The following is a 17881-nucleotide window of genomic DNA, read 5'->3' on the forward strand; positions in this document are numbered from 1 at the left end:
TTTAATGATATCAAGCATAATATGGCAAAAACACCTGCTAAGGTACGGTAATTTGAGAAAAAAAGTCCCTATTTTATCTGACTCTGTGATAATTAATTCATTTGTTGAAAAATTGAACAACACTGCGTCAATTGAAATTATAGATGAGTTAACAGGATACCAGTATTCTCGCAATTCACTGTTAGGCATCTACAGTGATTGGAATCGCTACCACGCGTTCTGTAATAAAAACCGTATCAATACGCTCCCTGCATCTGTGACCGCTATTCGTCGTTTTCTAGAGACTGAATCCAATGACAGAAAATATGCATCGCTAAAACGTTACACTGCAACGCTTAGCTTGTTACACACAGTGCTTGGCTTCGCTAATCCTATCAAACATCGACAAGTTCGCTTTACCCTGCTCCACTTGCAAGCTCGAATGGCGGGCGATTCGAAGCAAACTAACGCTATGACGTCTGCACATCTCACTGAGTTAAACACATTGCTCTCGCATAATAAGGCCAACTTAAAAGAGATTCGTGACATCGCTATTTACAATGTGATGTTCGAGTGTGCTCTGAAGCGTTCAGAACTTAAGTTGTTATCGACGAACGACATCGAGAGTACCGATAGCGATTACCAAATCACAATTAAGGATTCTGTGTATGAGCTTTCGCAAGTCGCGAGTTTCGCTCTAGGTCGTTGGCTTTCGTTTATTGGAACGCAAGAGGATTTGCCCGTGTTCCGTGCAATAGATAAGCATGAAAACATCGGGCTTCAACCTTTGGACGATTCGTCAATCTATCGAATTTTACGCAGAGCGAGTGATTTACTGCAGCTTGCAGAAAACCACCATTTCTCAGGTAACTCGATTCGTGTTGGTGCTGCACAAGAGCTTTCGAAACAAGGTCTTAAGGTAAAAGAAATTCAGGATTTTGGTCGTTGGCTCAGCCCTGCTATGCCCGCTCAATATGTGGGTTATTCTGGGACTGCTGAGAGCGAGAAAATGAAATTCAAAGCTTTGATTCCTTGGCAATAAGCTTTGGCCATCAGGTCACTAAACTCCTCAAGGAAATTACGAATAGCATCATAGGCGTTAAAAATTGGCCTCTAAAAACTAACAATGCCTTGGCGGAAAGCTTAAGGCATTGTGTTGTTAGGTTCAGATGAACGAAGGTTCGTTAGATGAATTAAGCAAGGCTCGTTCTAACGCAGTTCTCTAGGAACTGGCTGAACTTGTGGCCATCATGTTCCACCATTTTAGGGAACATAGAAATTGGCGTCATACCTGGGAAGGTGTTTACTTCGTTTAGGTAGATCTCGTTATCTTGTGTTAAGAAGAAGTCGATACGAGATAAGTGGCGAAGCTTCATCTGTGTAAATACTTTACGCGCGCTGTCTGCGATCAAATCACGCTGTTCGTCAGTCAGGTTACTTGCTTCAACTTCAGTGATTGAGTGACTGTCTGCACTGTACTTCTCTTCATAAGAGTAAAACGCGCCATTCGGTGCAATCACCTCGCCCGGCTTACTAATGTGTAGCTCGCCGTCGATTTCATATGCTGCGACTTCTAGCTCTCTTGGTACTACTGATTTCTCAACAAGTACTTGATCCGAGAAGGTAAATGCTTTGTTGATCGCTTCGCTTAGATCTTCGATTTTGTTGACTTGGTAACAACCAACAGAAGAACCTTGACGTGCAGCCTTCACGAACACTTTACCCCAAGTTTCAAAAGCTTGAGTTGCTTGTGCGTGAGCTTGTTCCGTGTTGTCTGATAAGAACAGGTATGGTGTGTTTGGAATGCCCAGTGCGTCATACCACAGTTTTGATGTGATTTTATTGAAGCTATTGTTGCTCGCCTCAGAACCACAGCCTAGGTATGGAATCTTAGCCATTTCGAACAGTGATTGGATATCACCCGTTTCACCTGGGAAACCGTGAATACAAGGTACGATGAAATCGACTTTCGATTCTAGATTGTCGCCACGTAGGGTTTGATCGTTAATATCAAGGTAAACCAATTCACCTGAATCAAGACACCAGCCTTCGTTCTTTATCTCAACTCTTACAACGTTGAAGTCGGCAACGCTATTGAGTTGTTCAAAAAGGTAATTGGCTGAAACTAAAGACACTTCATGCTCTGAAGATCCACCGCCGCAAAGTAGAAGAATGTTTGTGCTGTTCATGGGTAAAATCGGTCCTTGAAACTAGGAATACTGACTTCAATGATAAACAAAAGTCGAGATAGGTACAGTGTTTTGATTGTCAAAATTGCGTTCGAAAGATTGAGCGATTAACAATTAAACAAAACAGCGAGTCTTAAAACAAAAGAAGGAGCAGTTGCTCCCTCTTTTATGAATCAAAACTTAGTTTAACTTGTTAAGCGTTGGGTATTCAGAGTTCTTGATGTCATCAATACTCTTAACGAACGGCTTCAAGTTTTGGAAAGTGGTTGGCAGTGTTGAAATCGCCTTTTTTGCTTCTAAGCGTGTTGCGTAGTCACCGTAAAGTACTGTGAACCACTTCGTGCCGTTAACCATTTTGTAGTTTTCCCAAACTGGTTGAGAAGTTGTTGGTAGCATTTTCACGAAAGAGTCGACTTTACTTTGGCTGCCAACAGCAACAACTTGAACCGTGTAACCAAAGCGCTGGTTCATGTCCTGTTGTTTCTTCGTCGGACCTGTCACGGTTGCAACTGGTTTAGCCCTAGTTGTTTGAGTGACTTTCTGTTCTACAGGTTCAGTCTTGATAACGTTAACGACGTTCTCTTCAACAACGCCTGTTTGCTCAGATTGAGATACAACTGGAGCTTCAACTTTGGCAGTTTTGTACTCTTCTTGATAACTGTCTGAAGTCACATCCGTGATGTAGTTTTCAGATACACATGCAGCCAAGAGCAGAGGCAAAGTCGCAATTGCAATTTTTTTCATGGAAAGCTCTATGTCCTTAATAATAATTACTATAAATCATGCCGATACGTCGGTTTAGAATCAAGTTAACTTTGAGATTATACACCATTAGTGGGTGACCTATTTCACAAACTTTATGCAGTGTTTGCTTCTTCATCTTAATTCGGTGAATTTACCATCAACCTGTCATCGAAAAGTAAGTTACGATGAACTTACGTGCATTGCTAGGATATGTCTATGAATCATCTTGATCCCCTACTTAAACCCCGCTCTATCGCTGTTGTTGGCGCTTCGCAACGAGAAACGCGCGCGGGTTATATTGTTATGAATAATTTATTGCACGGGGATTTTAAAGGTGCCGTGATGCCGGTTACACCTAAATATGACTCTGTGGCGGGTGTTCTCTCTTATAAGAACATTTTGTCACTGCCTATCGTTCCCGATCTTGCCATCTTATGCACTAACGCGACACGTAATGTTGCCATTTTTGAAGAGCTAGCCGAGAAAGGAATTGCGTCTGTTATTGTCCTTTCTTCGGACATGCAACAGCTAAGCGATAATGGTGAGACGTTTGATGAAAGGTGCCTAGCGATCGCCAAAAAACACAATATTCGCGTGCTCGGTTCAAATAGCTTAGGGGTTATTGTTCCTTGGCTAAACCTAAATGCCTCTTTCTCTCCTGTTACTGCACTTCCAGGAAAAATTGCCTTTGTTTCTCAATCGGCAGCGGTATGCACCACCATACTCGATTGGGCCAACGACAAAGAGATTGGCTTCTCTGCGTTTATATCAATCGGCAATGGCAGTGACATTGAGTTTTCGGAACTGTTGGATTACTTGAGTACCGATTCTCACACCGAAGCAATCTTGCTCTATGTCGACAGCATTACTGATGCGAGGCGTTTTATCTCTGCAGCTCGAGCAGCCTCACGTAACCGACGAATCCTCGTATTAAAAGGTGGTCGAACGGCGAAAGGAAGAGCTGCTGCTATGGCACATACTGGCGGCGCTGACACACTAGATATTATCTATGATTCCGCAATTCGACGCAGTGGCATGTTGCGAGTTAAGAACTTGCATGAGCTGTTTGCTGCGGTAGAAACCCTAACTCATTCTGTACCACTGCGTGGTGAACGTCTTGCCATTGTCACTAACGGCGGTGGCCCTGCAATTATGGCGGTGGATACACTATTTGATCGTGGTGGTAAATTAGCAGAACTCTCAGATGAGACACTTGATAAGCTCAGCAAGGTGCTACCATCAAGCTGGTCTCACAGCAATCCTATCGACATTGTTGGTGATGCTGGCGATCAGCGTTACATCGATACCATTAATACTCTGCTTAATGGTGATGAAGCCGATGCCATTCTGATTATGCACAGTCCTTCGGCTGTCGCGCATTCGGCTCAAACCGCGGAAAGAATCATCGAAGCGATCAAGAAGCATCCTCGTCATAAACGATTCAATATCTTAACCAATTGGTCTGGCGAGCTCACCGCAAGGCCTGCGAGAAAACTGTTTACTGAAGCGGGAATTCCAACCTATCGCACCCCAGAAAGTTCGGTGGTTGCCTTCATGCACTTGGTCGAGTACCGACGTAACCAGCGTCAGTTAATGGAAACGCCAACCACGGCTGAAAAAGTACATATTGAAGACTTGGCTGATGCGAAAAATTGGATTGAACGCCAATTACTGGATAAAGATACAGTTAGTCTTGATACCCACCAAAACAGCCAGTTTTTCAAACACTTCAACTTGGATGTTCTACCGACTTGGATCGCTTCTGACCCAAGCGAGGCGGTACATATTGCTGAAACGATTGGTTATCCCGTTGCGGTAAAACTCCGTTCTCCAGACATCGCGCATAAGTCAGATGTACAAGGTGTGATGCTTAATCTAAGAAACAGCAGCGAGGTCGCTAACGCTGCTCAAGCGATTCTCGACCGATCTCAGTTGTCATTCCCTACCGCCCATATTCACGGTTTGTTGATTCAAGGCATGGCCAAGCTTGCCGGCGGCCAAGAGCTTCGAGTGAAAGTAACAACCGATGAAACCTTCGGGCCGATCATCCTACTCGGCCAAGGGGGCTCTGAATGGGACGAATCGATCGATGCGGCAGCCGCATTTCCACCTCTTAACATGACACTGGCTCGTTACTTGATTATTCGAGCGATAAAGAGTGGCAAGATCCGTTTGCAGAAATTACCTAACCCGATCGATATCGAGGGGCTTTCTGAATTGTTGGTTCGTATATCTCAAATGGTGGTTGATTGCCCTGAAATACACGATTTGGATATCCATCCAGTACTTGCCAATGGAGACAAATTCACGATATTGGATGCCGATATAATCTTGAAAGCGTATGAAGGCGATCCTCAGGAGCGACTCGCGATTCGCCCGTATCCAGTCGAACTTGAAGAGACGATACAGTTGAAAGACGGCACTGAAGTACTGCTGCGCCCTATTCTTCCTGAAGACGAGCCGCTTCATGCTGACTTTATTAACCGAGTATCAAAAGAGGATCTCTATAAACGCTTCTTTAGTGATGTCGGTGAGTTCAATCACGAAGCATTAGCGAACTTTACTCAGATCGATTTTGATAGAGAGATCGCTTTTGTTGTGGTGCGTAAGGAACAAGGCGTTCCTGCGATTATTGGTGTATCCCGAGCGCTGATTAACCCAGAGAACACAGATGCCGAGTTTGCGATACTGATTCGTTCAGATCTGAAAGGTGTTGGCTTAGGTCGTATTTTGATGACTAAAGTAATCGATTACTGCCGTGCGAAACAGACCAAGCAGATGTCTGGAATGACGATGCCAACCAATAGAGGAATGCTGACACTAGCTCAAAAACTCGGTTTTAAGCTAGATATCAGTTTTGAAGATGGCACGGCAGATATGGTGTTACCGTTACTTGAGTGACCATGTTTTTTTAAGGTGTTGAATACACCAAGACTTGGCGTCGCCCATTTTATTGCGTCGCCAAGCCATCACAATGTCGATTGGCTGCGGCTCGGTACCGGCAATCTGTATTAAAACGCCCGATTCGATCAAAGGCTTAGCAACACTACAAGGCAAGGTTCCTATACCTAGTCCAGTCGTTAACGCTTCTACTTTTGCGGAGAAGCTTGTTACTGTTAACCGCGGCTGCTTCTCTAGAATATTACGACTTAAAGCAGGTTGATCTCGGGCTGTATCCGCAATTGCGATTACCCTGTAACTTTCTCTTGCTGCTTGGTCAAACTCACCAGAACGTTTGTGAACATAGTGGCTTGATGCCGCAACCCAAACCATTTCCATTTTACCAATTACGTCACTTTTCATATCATTTGGAATTGTGTCGACCTTCGGGCACACCAGCAAGTCTGCACGGCCATCGGTCAGTGACTCCCAACAACCTGCAAGGATCTCTTCTTGCAATCGAACACGTGTCTTACTGATTTTTCCTAGTTCATCGACAAGTGGAAAGAAGTTGGCAATTGGGATGATGCCATCAAAGGCGATGGTCAAATCCAACTCCCAACCATTGGCTAGAATGCTCGCCTCGTTTACCAATCTTTCTGTCGCACCAAGAATGACTCTGCCTTGCTCAAGTATCAATTGCCCCGCTTCCGTGAAGTTTGCACGGTGACCTGAACGGTCAAAAATCATGATATCTAGGTCTTGCTCGAGCTTTTGAATTTGATAGCTAAGTGATGAGGGTGCTCTATCCATTTCATTGGCCGCAGCGGCGAAACTTCCACGTCGATCAATGGCATCTAGGATGTGTAACGCTTCAAGTGTTATTGGGCTATGCATCAGTTTCCTACTTTATAAATGAGAGGTTAATCACAAAAATGGAAGCATTCACCAGATAAATGGAACCATTAAAGGTCTTTTAATACAATGAGTTATACGGTTTAAGCATGCTTTTAATGATAAAAGTACAAATAAATTGAAATGCAAATAATAGTAATTATCATTTAGATCCAATATTATCTTTCGCGAAATCAAGATAATACTATGGAATTAAGGTAACTATCAGATGTATAAGCAATCCCTACTCTCTGCTTCAATCGTTTTAGCGCTTTCATCAACATCAGCCTTTGCTGAAGATTATGCCCTATTTGACGAGGTTGTTGTATCGGCAACTCGTACTGAACAAAGCAAAGCAGATGTTTCAAGCTCTATTGAATCAGTATCTTCGGAAGATATTGATAATCAAATGTCTAACGACATAAAGCAAGCACTTCAGTACACACCTGGCGTAGAAGCTCAAGGTAGTGGACGTTTTGGTATTTCAGGCTTCAACATTCGTGGTGTTGAAGGTGACCGCGTTAAATTGATGGTCGATGGTGTTCAACAACCTACTCCATATAATCCAGGTGCATCTGAACAACGCAAATATTCGAATGCGATTGAAGTAGACACATTGAGTGTGATCGAGGTGAATAAAGGACCTGCTTCTACGCTTTATGGTTCTGACGCTATTGGTGGTGCTGTACTACTAAGAACGAAGAACCCAGAGGATATGCTTAGAACAGACGGCGATGAAAACCGTTTTGGCATCAAATCTAGCTACACTTCTGCTGACGAACAGTTTAAGAACACGCTTTCTTGGGCTATGCGTAAAGACAAGCTAGAAACTATCGTAATGGCGACATACGCTCAAGGTCATGAAACTGAAGCGCATTCGTCAGGAAGTGATATTGAAGGCCCTGACCGTGGTGCAGCTAACCCTGCAGATACCGAACTAAGCAACTTTTTAGCAAAAGCATTTTATAATGTATCGGATTCAAACAAGATCGGCTTAACCGTAGAACATTATCAGCGTCAATATGATGAAGATGAGTTAAATTACAACGGTTACACGCTAATGCCGGGCTTTGTATACACGGATAACTACAATGAAGACACCAACAAACGCTTCCGTGCAACATTGGAACAGCAGCTTAAGCTTAACTCTTCTATTGCAGACTCTTTGGACTGGTCTTTAAGCTACCAAGATTCAAGTACTCTGAATAAAAACTACGATACAACAGGCTTTAACGGCCGTCGACTTCGTGAACGTGATGCATCAGATGTGAACATGCAAGTCGATACGCAGCTTTCTAAGTTGGTGAACATTAGTGGTGCTGATCATGAGTTTACGTATGGTTTCACTTACCTGCAAAATGATTTTGAGTTAGACAACACCGACTACAAGTTTGACCGAGGTACCGTTACTCCAGGTAGTACAGGTATCCCTGACGCAAAAATCACGCAATGGGGTGTTTTCCTTCAAGATCAAGCATTCTTCATGGATGACAAGCTCATAGTAACGGGTGGTCTACGTTATGACTCGTTTGTTGCTGACCCATCAACTGACGAAGGCTACACAACTGAATACGACAAGAATGAAGATGACGCATTTACAGCCAAATTAGGCTCGGTTTACCACATCAATGATAGCTTGTCTGTATTTGGTCAGATTGGTCAAGGCTTCAAAGCTCCTTCTGTTTATGACCTTTACTACTTCTATAACCAAGGCGCTATCGTAGAGGCAAACCCTAACCTGAAAGCAGAAAGAAGCCTTTCTTATGAGCTAGGTCTACGTGGTAGCAACCAGTATGCTCGCTTCGAATTAAGCACTTTCTACACTGACTACACTGATTTCATCAACGAAACGAAAACAGGTGAGCAAGGTGGAAAAGACGTATTTACGAAAGAAAACTTAGATGAAGTAACTATCTATGGTGCTGAATTCTCGTCAACCATTAACCTTGATACTCTGTTTGATGCACCTTACGGAACTTACACTCGCTTAGCTGTTGCTTATGCAGATGGCGAAGACAAGTCGACTGGTAAGTCAATTGATTCAGTTGCACCTCTAACAAGTACAATCGGTTTAGGTATTGAACGTGATAACTTCGGTTCAGCGTTGAATGTTAAAATGGTTGCTTCGAAGGATGATTGGAACTCTGACGACAATGTCGATGTATCTGGATACACAGTTGTTGATTTAACGGCTTATTACCGCCCGATGACCGATTTAACTCTGCGAGCGGGTCTATTTAACGCTCTAGATAAGAAGTACTGGTTGTACAGCGACATGTCTGGTAGCGCGCACGATTCTGACTTCAATACAGACATTAAGTCTCAACCTGGTCGTAACTGGGGCTTATCTGCAAACTACGAATTCTAATTCGTTACAAACCTGAATTGCAGAAACTAAAAAGCCAGCTATAAGCTGGCTTTTTTCTATTTCACTAAAAATTGTATAAAAAAGGTATAAAGTGAAATTACTTCTCTGCCATTTCTTTCTTAACCATTACTGCAGCAGCAACGATGAAAGTGATGATTAGGCCTAGTTCCATGATTAACTCCAAAGAAAATTAACATTAAACATATAATTCGCGTGCATAGTAACACAACGAATACAGAATGATACTTTTTAACCTCTAATTTACTTTTTATTCGATTTAGATCAAAAAAGATGCCCTAAAGCATCTTTTTATAAGTTAATCATTCATGAAACAACTAGATTAACTAGGGAAACCATCAGGGTTAGTTGACTGCCAGCGCCATGTATCTTCGGTCATTTCTGTCAGTGTACGTGTCGCGTTCCACCCAAGCTCCTTCTGAGCTTTAGCCGGATCTGCCCAGCATTCTGCGATGTCACCAGCGCGTCGCTCAACAAGTTTATAAGGGATTTCCTTACCACTTGCTTGTTCAAACGCCTTAACCATGTCTAAAACACTTGAACCATTGCCTGTACCAAGGTTATAGATATGAAGACCGTCTTTACGCCCTACTTTCTCAAGAGCTGCAATGTGTCCATCAGAAAGATCCATAACGTGGATGTAATCACGAACACCGGTCCCATCTTTAGTAGGATAATCGCTACCAAATACCGATAAGAATTCACGGCGGCCTACGGCTACTTGAGAAACAAACGGCATTAGGTTGTTTGGGATGCCTTGTGGATCTTCACCTAGCTCACCACTTGGATGTGAACCAACAGGGTTAAAGTAGCGAAGTAGCGTGATGCTCCAGTCTGGATTCGCTTTTTGGAAGTCAGTAAGACACTCTTCAACCATTAACTTACTGCGCCCGTATGGGTTAGTCGCGCTTGTTGGGAAGTCTTCTGTAATAGGAACACTAGCAGGATCGCCATATACTGTTGCTGATGAGCTGAATACCAGTGTTTTTACACCAGATTCGCGCATCGCATCAACCAGGACCAAAGTGCCGTTCACATTGTTGTCGTAGTATTCAAGAGGCTTCTCAACGGACTCTCCTACAGCCTTTAGTCCTGCAAAGTGGATAACCGCTTCGATATTATGTTGCTTCATTGTTTCAGCTAAGAGTGCCTTATCGCGAATATCGCCTTCAATGAAAATAGGGCGAACACCAGACACCTTCTCGATACGATCAAGAACGCTTGGCTTACTGTTGTACAAGTTATCGAAAAGAACAGGTGTCATGCCTGCGTGAATCATCTGGATACTTGTATGGCTGCCAATGTAACCCATGCCACCTGTAACTAAAACATTCATGTTTAGTAGACCTTAAATTTAAAATACTCAACCTATCACTTATGATACAACAACTTAGGTGCTGGTCACAAACCTATGGAGTTATTCGCTCTCATCAGAGAACACAAACTGACCTTTTCCTTTATGTTTCGCTTGATACATCGCCTCATCGGCAAGTTTCAATATCCCATCAAGGTCTCGTTCTACCCCGTCAACCAAATGGATGCCTAGGCTTGCTCCAACATGCAGTGAGCGCTGCTTATAACTCACTTCTTGCTCGATAAGCCCCAACAAACGTTCAGCTAACCTAGCTAACAAGGTCTTGTTTGTCTGTTTAATAATAAGAACAAATTCGTCGCCCGACAAACGAGCCACTAAATCACCGGCGCGCACTTGTGATAAGAGGCGACTAGAGATTTCTTTGAGTATTTCATCGCCTGCATCATGACCATAGGTGTCATTGACGTGCTTGAAACCATCTAGATCTAAGTAGATCACAGCAAAGTGTTGATTTGAATAATGGCTAGACGTGACAACATCATCTAAAAACTTGTACAGTTGTGCCCTATTGGCTAAGCCCGTTAATGCGTCGTGATGGGCTAAATGTTCAAGCCTCTCCATCTCTTTGACATTAGATAAGTCAGATAAAGTCAGAACCATATCAAACTCACCTTTTTTATTGTCAGATAGAACTCGGTTCACTTTGACGAACATCGGAACCACGGTGCCGGATACATTTTTCTCCCACACCTCCCCTTGCCATTGACCATAATTTTCCAATGAGCTTCGAATTGTAGGCATTAACGATGAAAACTGTTGCCAAGAGAAGACTTCAAACGGTGTTTTGCCCACCAGCAGATCTGCGTGATAGCCAAGTAGCTGTGTGACTGCTGGGTTAACCATGGTGATCACGTTTGACGAGTTCAGCACGATCAATCCATCTTTACTGTTCTCAAAAACACCGGCCGCAATACGTTGACGGCTCATGGCGGTTTCTATATCGGTTACGTCTTGTATAGCAAACAAGGTATTCCCGTTTTTGGATAGCGATCGGCTGCTCACCTGAAGCCACTGTTTATTTTGAAAGAGATCAGTAGCTTTGATTAACTCATCGTTTAGCTCAATATTAGAATCGATAATTCCTTGTAAGAAACCGGCCTGCTTGGTTTGAACTAACTCTTGAATGGTTAGGTTTTCAAGAAACGCCTCCGTGCATTTGAATATGTCACGCGTGGCCATGTTGGCATGTATAATCATTCCCTTGTTATCGACAACGAGGAGCGAATGCTGAACAGTCTCGATTACTTCATTCGCAAAAGCTTTCTCTTCTTGTAGCTTATCAAGCGTGAAATTGATTTGGCTGTCGCGATGCTTTAAACGCTCTAACATGGTGTTGAAAGCACGAACCAGTTCACCTATCTCGTCATTATTAGACGTAATCAGTCTAGGTTGCTCTGCGCGACGTTCTACAAACGCCTGCATTGCTTCGTTAAGTTCGAACATTGGGTCAATGATAAAACGTTGTATAAGCTTAACTAACACGCCTCCGAGCACGATCAAAAGAACAAGGTAGATCCCTGCGACTTTAAATATATTGGTGAAGATCTTGGAAAAGGTTTGTTTAGAAATGGTCACGCGTAGATTTGCGATGTTTTCATTATCGAGAATCACGGGCACCAACAGATAGATATAGTTCTCTGAAATCGCAAATTGTTGGGAGCCAATATCCTTGCGCTCCTCGGCAGTAGGCCTTGGTAGTTCGATATCGCTGACTTGATAGCTCGCGAATAGCTCGCCTTGCTTATCAAACAGTTTGACTCGAACAATGTCTCCATCAGCTACGAATGCCGATAGAATCTCGTTAGCTGATGTTTTATCTTCAAATAAGATGGCTGCTTGCAAGTTATAAGCAACGCCCTGCGCTAAGACTTTCACTCGTTGTATTAGGTTATCTTTCTCGCGCTCAAAAGTGACAGTGTAATTTATTGATTGAATCGTAATAAACGCAACCGAGATAAACAGAATGATCGGCAGAATAAGCTTGTTCTTAATGGAGATGTTATTGATGAAAGACAACATTACTTACCCTCCACAATTGAGATACGTAGAAGGTTTGAGCCGATAATGTAGTTACCTCTTTTAGCGTTGGTTAAGTTGATCTTTGGCTTGATTTTATTGTTGATGCGAGTGAGCTCTATGACTCCCCCGAGCTCAGTGAAATTTAATGTGTCGCTAATGGTAACCATATTGGGCGATACGTCATTACTATTGAGTTCAGTCTCAATCGAACCGCGTTCGACATCAGATAGATAAGTAATATTACATTCGGGAGAAATAGTTTGCTGAACGTGAATCGGCAATGAGCGAATCGACTTACCATTCGTAATAGAAATTAAAGTCTCGGCAACTTTCTGATTCCCCATAACGCAGAACTGAACAGAGTCCATCGAACTTTCATTGTGCCATTGAATAAAATTGGCAATCCTAAACAGGTAAACCGCTTTAACTTCATAAGGTTTAAAGCCCTCGGCGCTAACAATCGGCGAGAACGTTATTGCAAAAACCATGCAATAAATAAGTCGGCTAACTAACCGTCTAAAACTCATGAGATACCCTTACATAGACAGACTCTTGATTGACACTTTTATCGGAAGTCATTTCAGCCTGATAGCCATTATCTTTACCAATGTTCTCGACGACCAATTCAATTAAAGGAGCGGCTTGTGATTTCTTCCACGCCAATCGGGCATCAAAGGTCACCTCATGAGGGTAAGATTGCCATTCATATTGAGTTCCGTCTTCAGCGACCCAGTAATCAGGGTAATTCACATTGATGTACTGTCCAATCACATCAAATTGCCAGCTATCTGTAATGTTCCACATCAGTTGCGCCGTCGCTAAGTGTTCATTATCGATGTCATAGTACACGCTATTCTGTGGGTTGGACTTAGGGTCGTTTCCTTTGCTTTCGCCCTCTAATGTCGAGTAGGCGTAACTAAAATAGCTGGTAACGTCTTTCGTCAGTTTGTAAGTCGCACCGAGTTCTAGGCCATAGGTTTGAGCTTGGTAATCATCAGACAATGCACCGACATAAACGTGATTAGCCGGAATATCCGTAGGATCGTAACTATGAAAGCGAAGGTTATCGTGTTCACTTAAATAGATCGTCGCATCTAGCTCAAAATCTGAATCGTTGGTGTAGCGATAACCCACTTCAACAGTCACAACATTTTCGTTATCAAGATTGGAATTCGATTTATAGACATCTAAGTAGCCCGCTCCAGAGTCCGGATAGTAACTATTAAAGTAATATGCGGAGTTACTGTCCATATAAGAAGGTGCAACTACCGCCTTACTGACACCTGCCCAAATAGAGTGACGAAGATTGAGCTTATATAATCCGCGAATTTGAGGCGAAATCTCAGAAGAATGGTTTTGAGTGAAATGCTCTAATTTTGCGCCAATCGTGATTGAAAGTGCTTCTGTCCATTGCATTTGTGACTGCACGAACGCATTGGCGATGTAATCGTTGGCCGTTTCTATGTTGTAGGCACGCCCGTAATAGCTAGGGTTATACCAATCGACGTCACTTAACTGATTGGATGAGAAATCGAGGTGCATGTATCGCAGTCCACCGCCTAATGTTACCTGATGGCTCAGTGATAACTGATTGATCAACGTCGAGTCAAAATCAACGGTGGTATAACTTCCCGGCGCGTCGGGCGCGTTATCTTTATTGTATTCGCCCCATAACGAGTATGAGAGCGTCGAGTTGTCACTGATGTTTTGAGCGTTATTAAACTGTAGGTAAAAAGAGTGGCTTTCGTTATCAAAATCATTAGCTTGGTAATCAACGAGAGTACCAGAGGTATCGTATTGAACAGAATATAACTCAGATTCGTAAAAGCTCTTTTCTCCGCCAATCCTTAAAGACCAATGTTGTTCTTCATCACTTGGTTGAAATACCATTCCAGCAGATTGCGCTTTCCATTTTTCAGATTCGTTAGAGCAGTAAGAAGGTTCTTCGCGGTATTTGTAGAACGCACGCGCATTCACATCTGAATTTAAGCTTAAGCCTTGCCTGACGCTGATTTCATAGTTATCAGTACTAGACGCTAAACCAGAAATATAAGTACCTTGAGTGTCGCTAGCTGATTTCGTGATGATGTTGACCACACCATTGACGGCATTACCGCCCCAAATTGTGCCACCCGGCCCTTTAAGCACCTCGATTCGTTCAATATCAGCAAGAATATAGTCAACGTCGCTCCAATAAGTGCCACCATAAACAGGGCTGAACAAACTACGTCCATCCATCATGACGAGCATTTTATTGTATAAACCGTCATGAAAACCTCGAGTAGACACAAACCATGACGTTTCATTGAATTTAGTGACTTTTAGCCCCGGCACCAGCATTAAAACTTCGGCAATGCTTTTCGCACCGCTGCGCTGAATCCTCTCATTGGAAAGTACGTACACAGATGACGGAATATCTGTCAGTTTTTGTGTGACCTTAGATGCCGTTTCCATTTCAACATCAAGCATCGACAGCTCTTCAAGGCTCATAGACATGAGCTGATCTAAGGAGTTTTCCTGAGCCATTACACAAGCAGGTGTGGTTAATGCCAATCCTAAGCAAACTGGTCGGGAAATCATGCGCTCACCTAATCTACAAATAAATAGTATTCTTTTTTGATATGGGAACTATATATGAAATGCCGTACTAATAAATTATCAATAACAAAACTTTGAATTGGGTCACTGTTTAATTCTGTCATTTATACGAACGTCTTTAGATACCACAACGTAAAGGATTAGCACCAAGTGACAACGAAGATTTTGCTTAATTGCGACATGGGAGAAAGTTTCGGCAACTGGAAGATGGGAGATGATGAATCTGTCATGGAATGGGTCGATATGGCTAACATCGCTTGTGGTTTTCATGCGTCCGATCCTCACGTCATGTCCAAGACCATAAAGCTTGCGCAGCACTACAACACGCAAATTGGGGCTCACCCGGGTTATCAAGATCTTATTGGGTTTGGACGTCGATCAATCCCCCACACCATGGACGAGATCAGCGAGTTGGTGTGTTATCAGATCGGTGCACTACAAGCCCTTTGTCGTTATCACCATACTACGGTTGGATATGTGAAGCCTCATGGAGCTCTATACAACGATATGATGGCAAACACGGATGTGTTTAACGCCGTTGCTCAAGCTGTGGCTGAATTCAATATTCCGCTGATGATCCTGTCATCGTCTGACAATCAACAGTATCTGGATATTGCTGACGATCATGATTTACCGCTTTTGTTTGAAGCCTTCGCCGACAGAGCTTACTTAAATAATGGTCATCTAGCGCCACGAACACAAAAAGGCTCGGTGTACGTCAATCAAGACGATATTTATAACCAAGTCATGCAAATCATCAATTACGGGTCTGTAACAACCATTGAGGGCGAACGGTTACCTATTGAAGCTGATACCATCTGTGTTCACGGAGATAACCCTCAATCCATCGCATTAATTAGAAAAATCCGACAAGACCTCAACGCTTTTAATTAATATCAGTGCTTTCAATTTATGCCAGTGAGACTTGAATCCGTTTCTGCTCGTTGGCTAAGAACACTTTGTAAGCTGATACTGCGCTCAACATGGAAGTTGAAATAAATGTATGGAAAGGAAATGACGAAAAATCAGATTGAATTCAATATAGATCCTGTCGCTGAATGCAGCGTTCTCGTTACGCTAATGCCTTCAAAACCTCACTCTAGTGCTATCGATGCGCAGTATATGGCGCATTTTTCCAATGTTATTCGCCAAGACCTAGCGTCAGTCTTAATGAATGTGACACCGGCTTACCACACTATACTGGTTGACTACCTACCTTATAGAATTTCAGAACAGCTGTTTATTACACAGCTAAATTCACTGTTAACTCAGGCCTTGTCTTCATTTTCAAATACCACCGATACGGCGAACATTATTGAACTTCCTGCCTATTATTCATCTGAAACAGCACTCGATTTAGATAGATATCAAGAGAAAGGATTATCTCTGGACGATATCATTCAACATCACACCTCACAGACATATAGTGTCAGCGCAATAGGATTCATTCCCGGCTTTGCTTTTATGTCGGATGTGGTCAGTGAACTGGCTTTACCTCGCCAGTCAACGCCACGTTTAAGTGTTCCTAAAGGCAGCATCGCAATTGCAGACTCGAAAACTGCGGTTTACCCATCTGATTCACCAGGTGGTTGGAACATTATTGGTAACTGCCCTTTATCGCTGTTTGACCATAGCCAATTGAGTAAGGTTAATGTTACACAAGGTCCATTATCCCTGCTTAATGTCGGCGACAGTGTGCGTTTCAAATCGATATCAAAACACGAGTTTATGGAGCTTAGGTCTGTGGAGATTGGTGGAGGTGACGCTCATGGGTAAGTTAAAGGCCAATCCAACCCTCACCGTAATCAAACCTGGACCATTGAGTCTGATTCAAGACTTTGGCCGTTTTGGCGTTGCTCACCTCGGGCTTACACAAGGTGGCCCTGTTGATGACTATTCTTATAGTTGGGCTAATCATTTACTTGGAAACCCAGTCAATCAAGCAGCATTAGAGATCACTCTTGGACAATGTGTATTAAAAATCGACTCAGATTGCGAGATGGCGTTGTGCGGCGGCGATTTACAAGCCTCCTTAGATGGAAAGCCATTAGATAATTGGAGTACCTTCCAAGCCTTTAAAGGACAAGTCCTCTCGTTTGGATTACCTAAGAATGGGTTGCGAGCATATCTGGCGATTAAAGGCGGCTTCAACGTTGCTAATACCCTCAATAGCAGCTCGACTGTGACGCGAGAAAAGATTGGAGGCTTGACGCAAGATGGGCAGCCTTGTCAAAAAGGCCAAAAGATAAGTTTTACTCAACATGACCTATCTAAACCTTTTAAGGCCGTGAGTATCACCTTCCGATACAAACCGGATTACAATTTGCCAGTCAACTTACGCGTGATTGAAGGCTATCAGAGTGAGCTATTCTCAGAGTCCGCAAAAGAGACCTTCTACAACTCTCAATACACCGTTGACCAAAACTCGAATCGAATGGGTTACCGGCTCAATGGCGATGTGGTTGAGTCTCCAGATATTTCCTTATTGTCGGAAGGCATTGCACTTGGGGCTATTCAAATTCCCCAAGATGGGCAACCTATAGTGTTGCTCAACGACCGACAAACTATTGGTGGTTACCCAAAGATTGGTTGTGTTGCGAGAATCGACTTACCGCGCTTAGCACAAGCCAAACCTGGGCACGAAATATCGTTTAGTAAAGGCGACCGATTGGGCTTACAAGATGTGTGGTGTCAGTGGGCGCAATTTTTCGGTTATTGATGCACTGTCTCTGTAAATGAATACCACTCGATTAAAAGCACGAACTGAGACGTATAGACTAAAAATCCCGCTTACTGTTTCAGCAAGCGGGATTTTGT

At 43.1% G+C, this 17881-nt stretch carries 13 protein-coding genes; 6 read left to right on the top strand and 7 right to left on the bottom strand.

The genetic code is table 11. From position 1 onward, the window contains the following. Nucleotides 1-52: 52 nt before the first annotated feature. Nucleotides 53-1021 carry a tyrosine-type recombinase/integrase gene (locus OCV12_RS22140; RefSeq protein WP_261886174.1) on the top strand — a complete coding sequence of 323 codons (969 nt, stop codon included), beginning with the start codon at nt 53-55 and terminating at the stop codon, nt 1019-1021. Between the two features lie 151 nt (nt 1022-1172). On the opposite strand, the gene OCV12_RS22145 is transcribed toward OCV12_RS22140, so the two are convergent. Together OCV12_RS22145 and OCV12_RS22150 are read right to left on the bottom strand one after the other, a co-directional pair. Further along, nucleotides 1173-2168: a D-alanine--D-alanine ligase gene (locus OCV12_RS22145; RefSeq protein ID WP_261886175.1), complete on the bottom strand. Its 996-nt coding sequence runs from the start codon at nt 2166-2168 to the stop codon at nt 1173-1175. Nucleotides 2169-2348: 180 nt separating this feature from the next. After that, nucleotides 2349-2912, bottom strand: a complete 564-nt coding sequence (locus OCV12_RS22150) for an SPOR domain-containing protein (RefSeq protein WP_017632853.1) — start codon at nt 2910-2912, stop codon at nt 2349-2351. A gap of 216 nt (nt 2913-3128) precedes the next feature. On the opposite strand from OCV12_RS22150, the gene OCV12_RS22155 reads away from it, so the two are divergent. Then, nucleotides 3129-5813 carry a bifunctional acetate--CoA ligase family protein/GNAT family N-acetyltransferase gene (locus tag OCV12_RS22155; RefSeq protein WP_261886176.1) on the top strand — a complete coding sequence of 895 codons (2685 nt, stop codon included), beginning with the start codon at nt 3129-3131 and terminating at the stop codon, nt 5811-5813. Here OCV12_RS22155 and OCV12_RS22160 read toward each other — a convergent pair. Further along, nucleotides 5802-6689, bottom strand: coding sequence for a LysR family transcriptional regulator (locus OCV12_RS22160; protein ID WP_261886177.1), 888 nt, complete (start codon nt 6687-6689; stop codon nt 5802-5804). The genes OCV12_RS22155 and OCV12_RS22160 overlap by 12 nt on opposite strands. A 226-nt stretch (nt 6690-6915) precedes the next feature. Here OCV12_RS22160 and OCV12_RS22165 point away from each other — a divergent pair, with 226 nt between their 5' ends. Continuing rightward, complete coding sequence (locus OCV12_RS22165) at nt 6916-9054, top strand: TonB-dependent hemoglobin/transferrin/lactoferrin family receptor (protein ID WP_261886178.1); 2139 nt, start codon at nt 6916-6918, stop codon at nt 9052-9054. A gap of 340 nt (nt 9055-9394) precedes the next feature. On the opposite strand, the gene galE is transcribed toward OCV12_RS22165, so the two are convergent. The 4 genes from galE to OCV12_RS22185 form a co-directional block, all read right to left on the bottom strand. Next, on the bottom strand, nt 9395-10408 hold the full coding sequence (galE, locus tag OCV12_RS22170; protein WP_261886179.1) for a UDP-glucose 4-epimerase GalE: 1014 nt from the start codon (nt 10406-10408) through the stop codon (nt 9395-9397). Nucleotides 10409-10489: 81 nt separating this feature from the next. Then, nucleotides 10490-12466 carry a sensor domain-containing diguanylate cyclase gene (locus OCV12_RS22175; protein ID WP_261886180.1) on the bottom strand — a complete coding sequence of 659 codons (1977 nt, stop codon included), beginning with the start codon at nt 12464-12466 and terminating at the stop codon, nt 10490-10492. Continuing rightward, the gene (locus tag OCV12_RS22180; protein WP_315972809.1) at nt 12466-12954 is read right to left on the bottom strand and encodes a YfiR family protein; all 489 of its coding nucleotides are present in this window, start codon (nt 12952-12954) and stop codon (nt 12466-12468) included. The genes OCV12_RS22175 and OCV12_RS22180 overlap by 1 nt, the downstream gene beginning before the upstream one ends. Nucleotides 12955-12982: 28 nt before the next feature. Then, nucleotides 12983-15046, bottom strand: a complete 2064-nt coding sequence (locus OCV12_RS22185; RefSeq protein ID WP_261886182.1) for a TonB-dependent receptor plug domain-containing protein — start codon at nt 15044-15046, stop codon at nt 12983-12985. A 168-nt stretch (nt 15047-15214) separates the two neighbouring features. Between OCV12_RS22185 and OCV12_RS22190 the strand changes: the two genes are divergently transcribed. The 3 genes from OCV12_RS22190 to OCV12_RS22200 all read left to right on the top strand — a co-directional run bounded on the left by OCV12_RS22190 (nt 15215) and on the right by OCV12_RS22200 (nt 17783). Continuing rightward, on the top strand, nt 15215-15958 hold the full coding sequence (locus OCV12_RS22190) for a 5-oxoprolinase subunit PxpA (protein WP_026084423.1): 744 nt from the start codon (nt 15215-15217) through the stop codon (nt 15956-15958). A gap of 120 nt (nt 15959-16078) precedes the next feature. Then, nucleotides 16079-16840, top strand: a complete 762-nt coding sequence (locus OCV12_RS22195) for a 5-oxoprolinase subunit B family protein (RefSeq protein ID WP_261886183.1) — start codon at nt 16079-16081, stop codon at nt 16838-16840. Next, nucleotides 16833-17783 carry a 5-oxoprolinase subunit C family protein gene (locus OCV12_RS22200; protein ID WP_261886184.1) on the top strand — a complete coding sequence of 317 codons (951 nt, stop codon included), beginning with the start codon at nt 16833-16835 and terminating at the stop codon, nt 17781-17783. The genes OCV12_RS22195 and OCV12_RS22200 overlap by 8 nt, the downstream gene beginning before the upstream one ends. Nucleotides 17784-17881: the final 98 nt, after the last annotated feature.

It is taken from the genome of Vibrio pomeroyi (genome assembly GCF_024347595.1).
GTDB classification, from domain to species: Bacteria; Pseudomonadota; Gammaproteobacteria; order Enterobacterales; family Vibrionaceae; genus Vibrio; species Vibrio pomeroyi.

Bases quoted from the DNA above. Each gene is read 5' to 3' on its own strand.
- OCV12_RS22145 (WP_261886175.1), bottom strand. From the start codon at position 2,168: ATGAACAGCACAAACATTCTTCTACTTTGCGGCGGTGGATCTTCAGAG.
- OCV12_RS22150 (WP_017632853.1), bottom strand. From the start codon at position 2,912: ATGAAAAAAATTGCAATTGCGACTTTGCCTCTGCTCTTGGCTGCATGT.
- OCV12_RS22155 (WP_261886176.1), top strand. From the start codon at position 3,129: ATGAATCATCTTGATCCCCTACTTAAACCCCGCTCTATCGCTGTTGTT.
- OCV12_RS22160 (WP_261886177.1), bottom strand. From the start codon at position 6,689: ATGCATAGCCCAATAACACTTGAAGCGTTACACATCCTAGATGCCATT.
- OCV12_RS22165 (WP_261886178.1), top strand. From the start codon at position 6,916: ATGTATAAGCAATCCCTACTCTCTGCTTCAATCGTTTTAGCGCTTTCA.
- galE (WP_261886179.1), bottom strand. From the start codon at position 10,408: ATGAATGTTTTAGTTACAGGTGGCATGGGTTACATTGGCAGCCATACA.
- OCV12_RS22175 (WP_261886180.1), bottom strand. From the start codon at position 12,466: ATGTTGTCTTTCATCAATAACATCTCCATTAAGAACAAGCTTATTCTG.
- OCV12_RS22180 (WP_315972809.1), bottom strand. From the start codon at position 12,954: ATGGTTTTTGCAATAACGTTCTCGCCGATTGTTAGCGCCGAGGGCTTT.
- OCV12_RS22185 (WP_261886182.1), bottom strand. From the start codon at position 15,046: ATGATTTCCCGACCAGTTTGCTTAGGATTGGCATTAACCACACCTGCT.
- OCV12_RS22195 (WP_261886183.1), top strand. From the start codon at position 16,079: ATGACGAAAAATCAGATTGAATTCAATATAGATCCTGTCGCTGAATGC.
- OCV12_RS22200 (WP_261886184.1), top strand. From the start codon at position 16,833: ATGGGTAAGTTAAAGGCCAATCCAACCCTCACCGTAATCAAACCTGGA.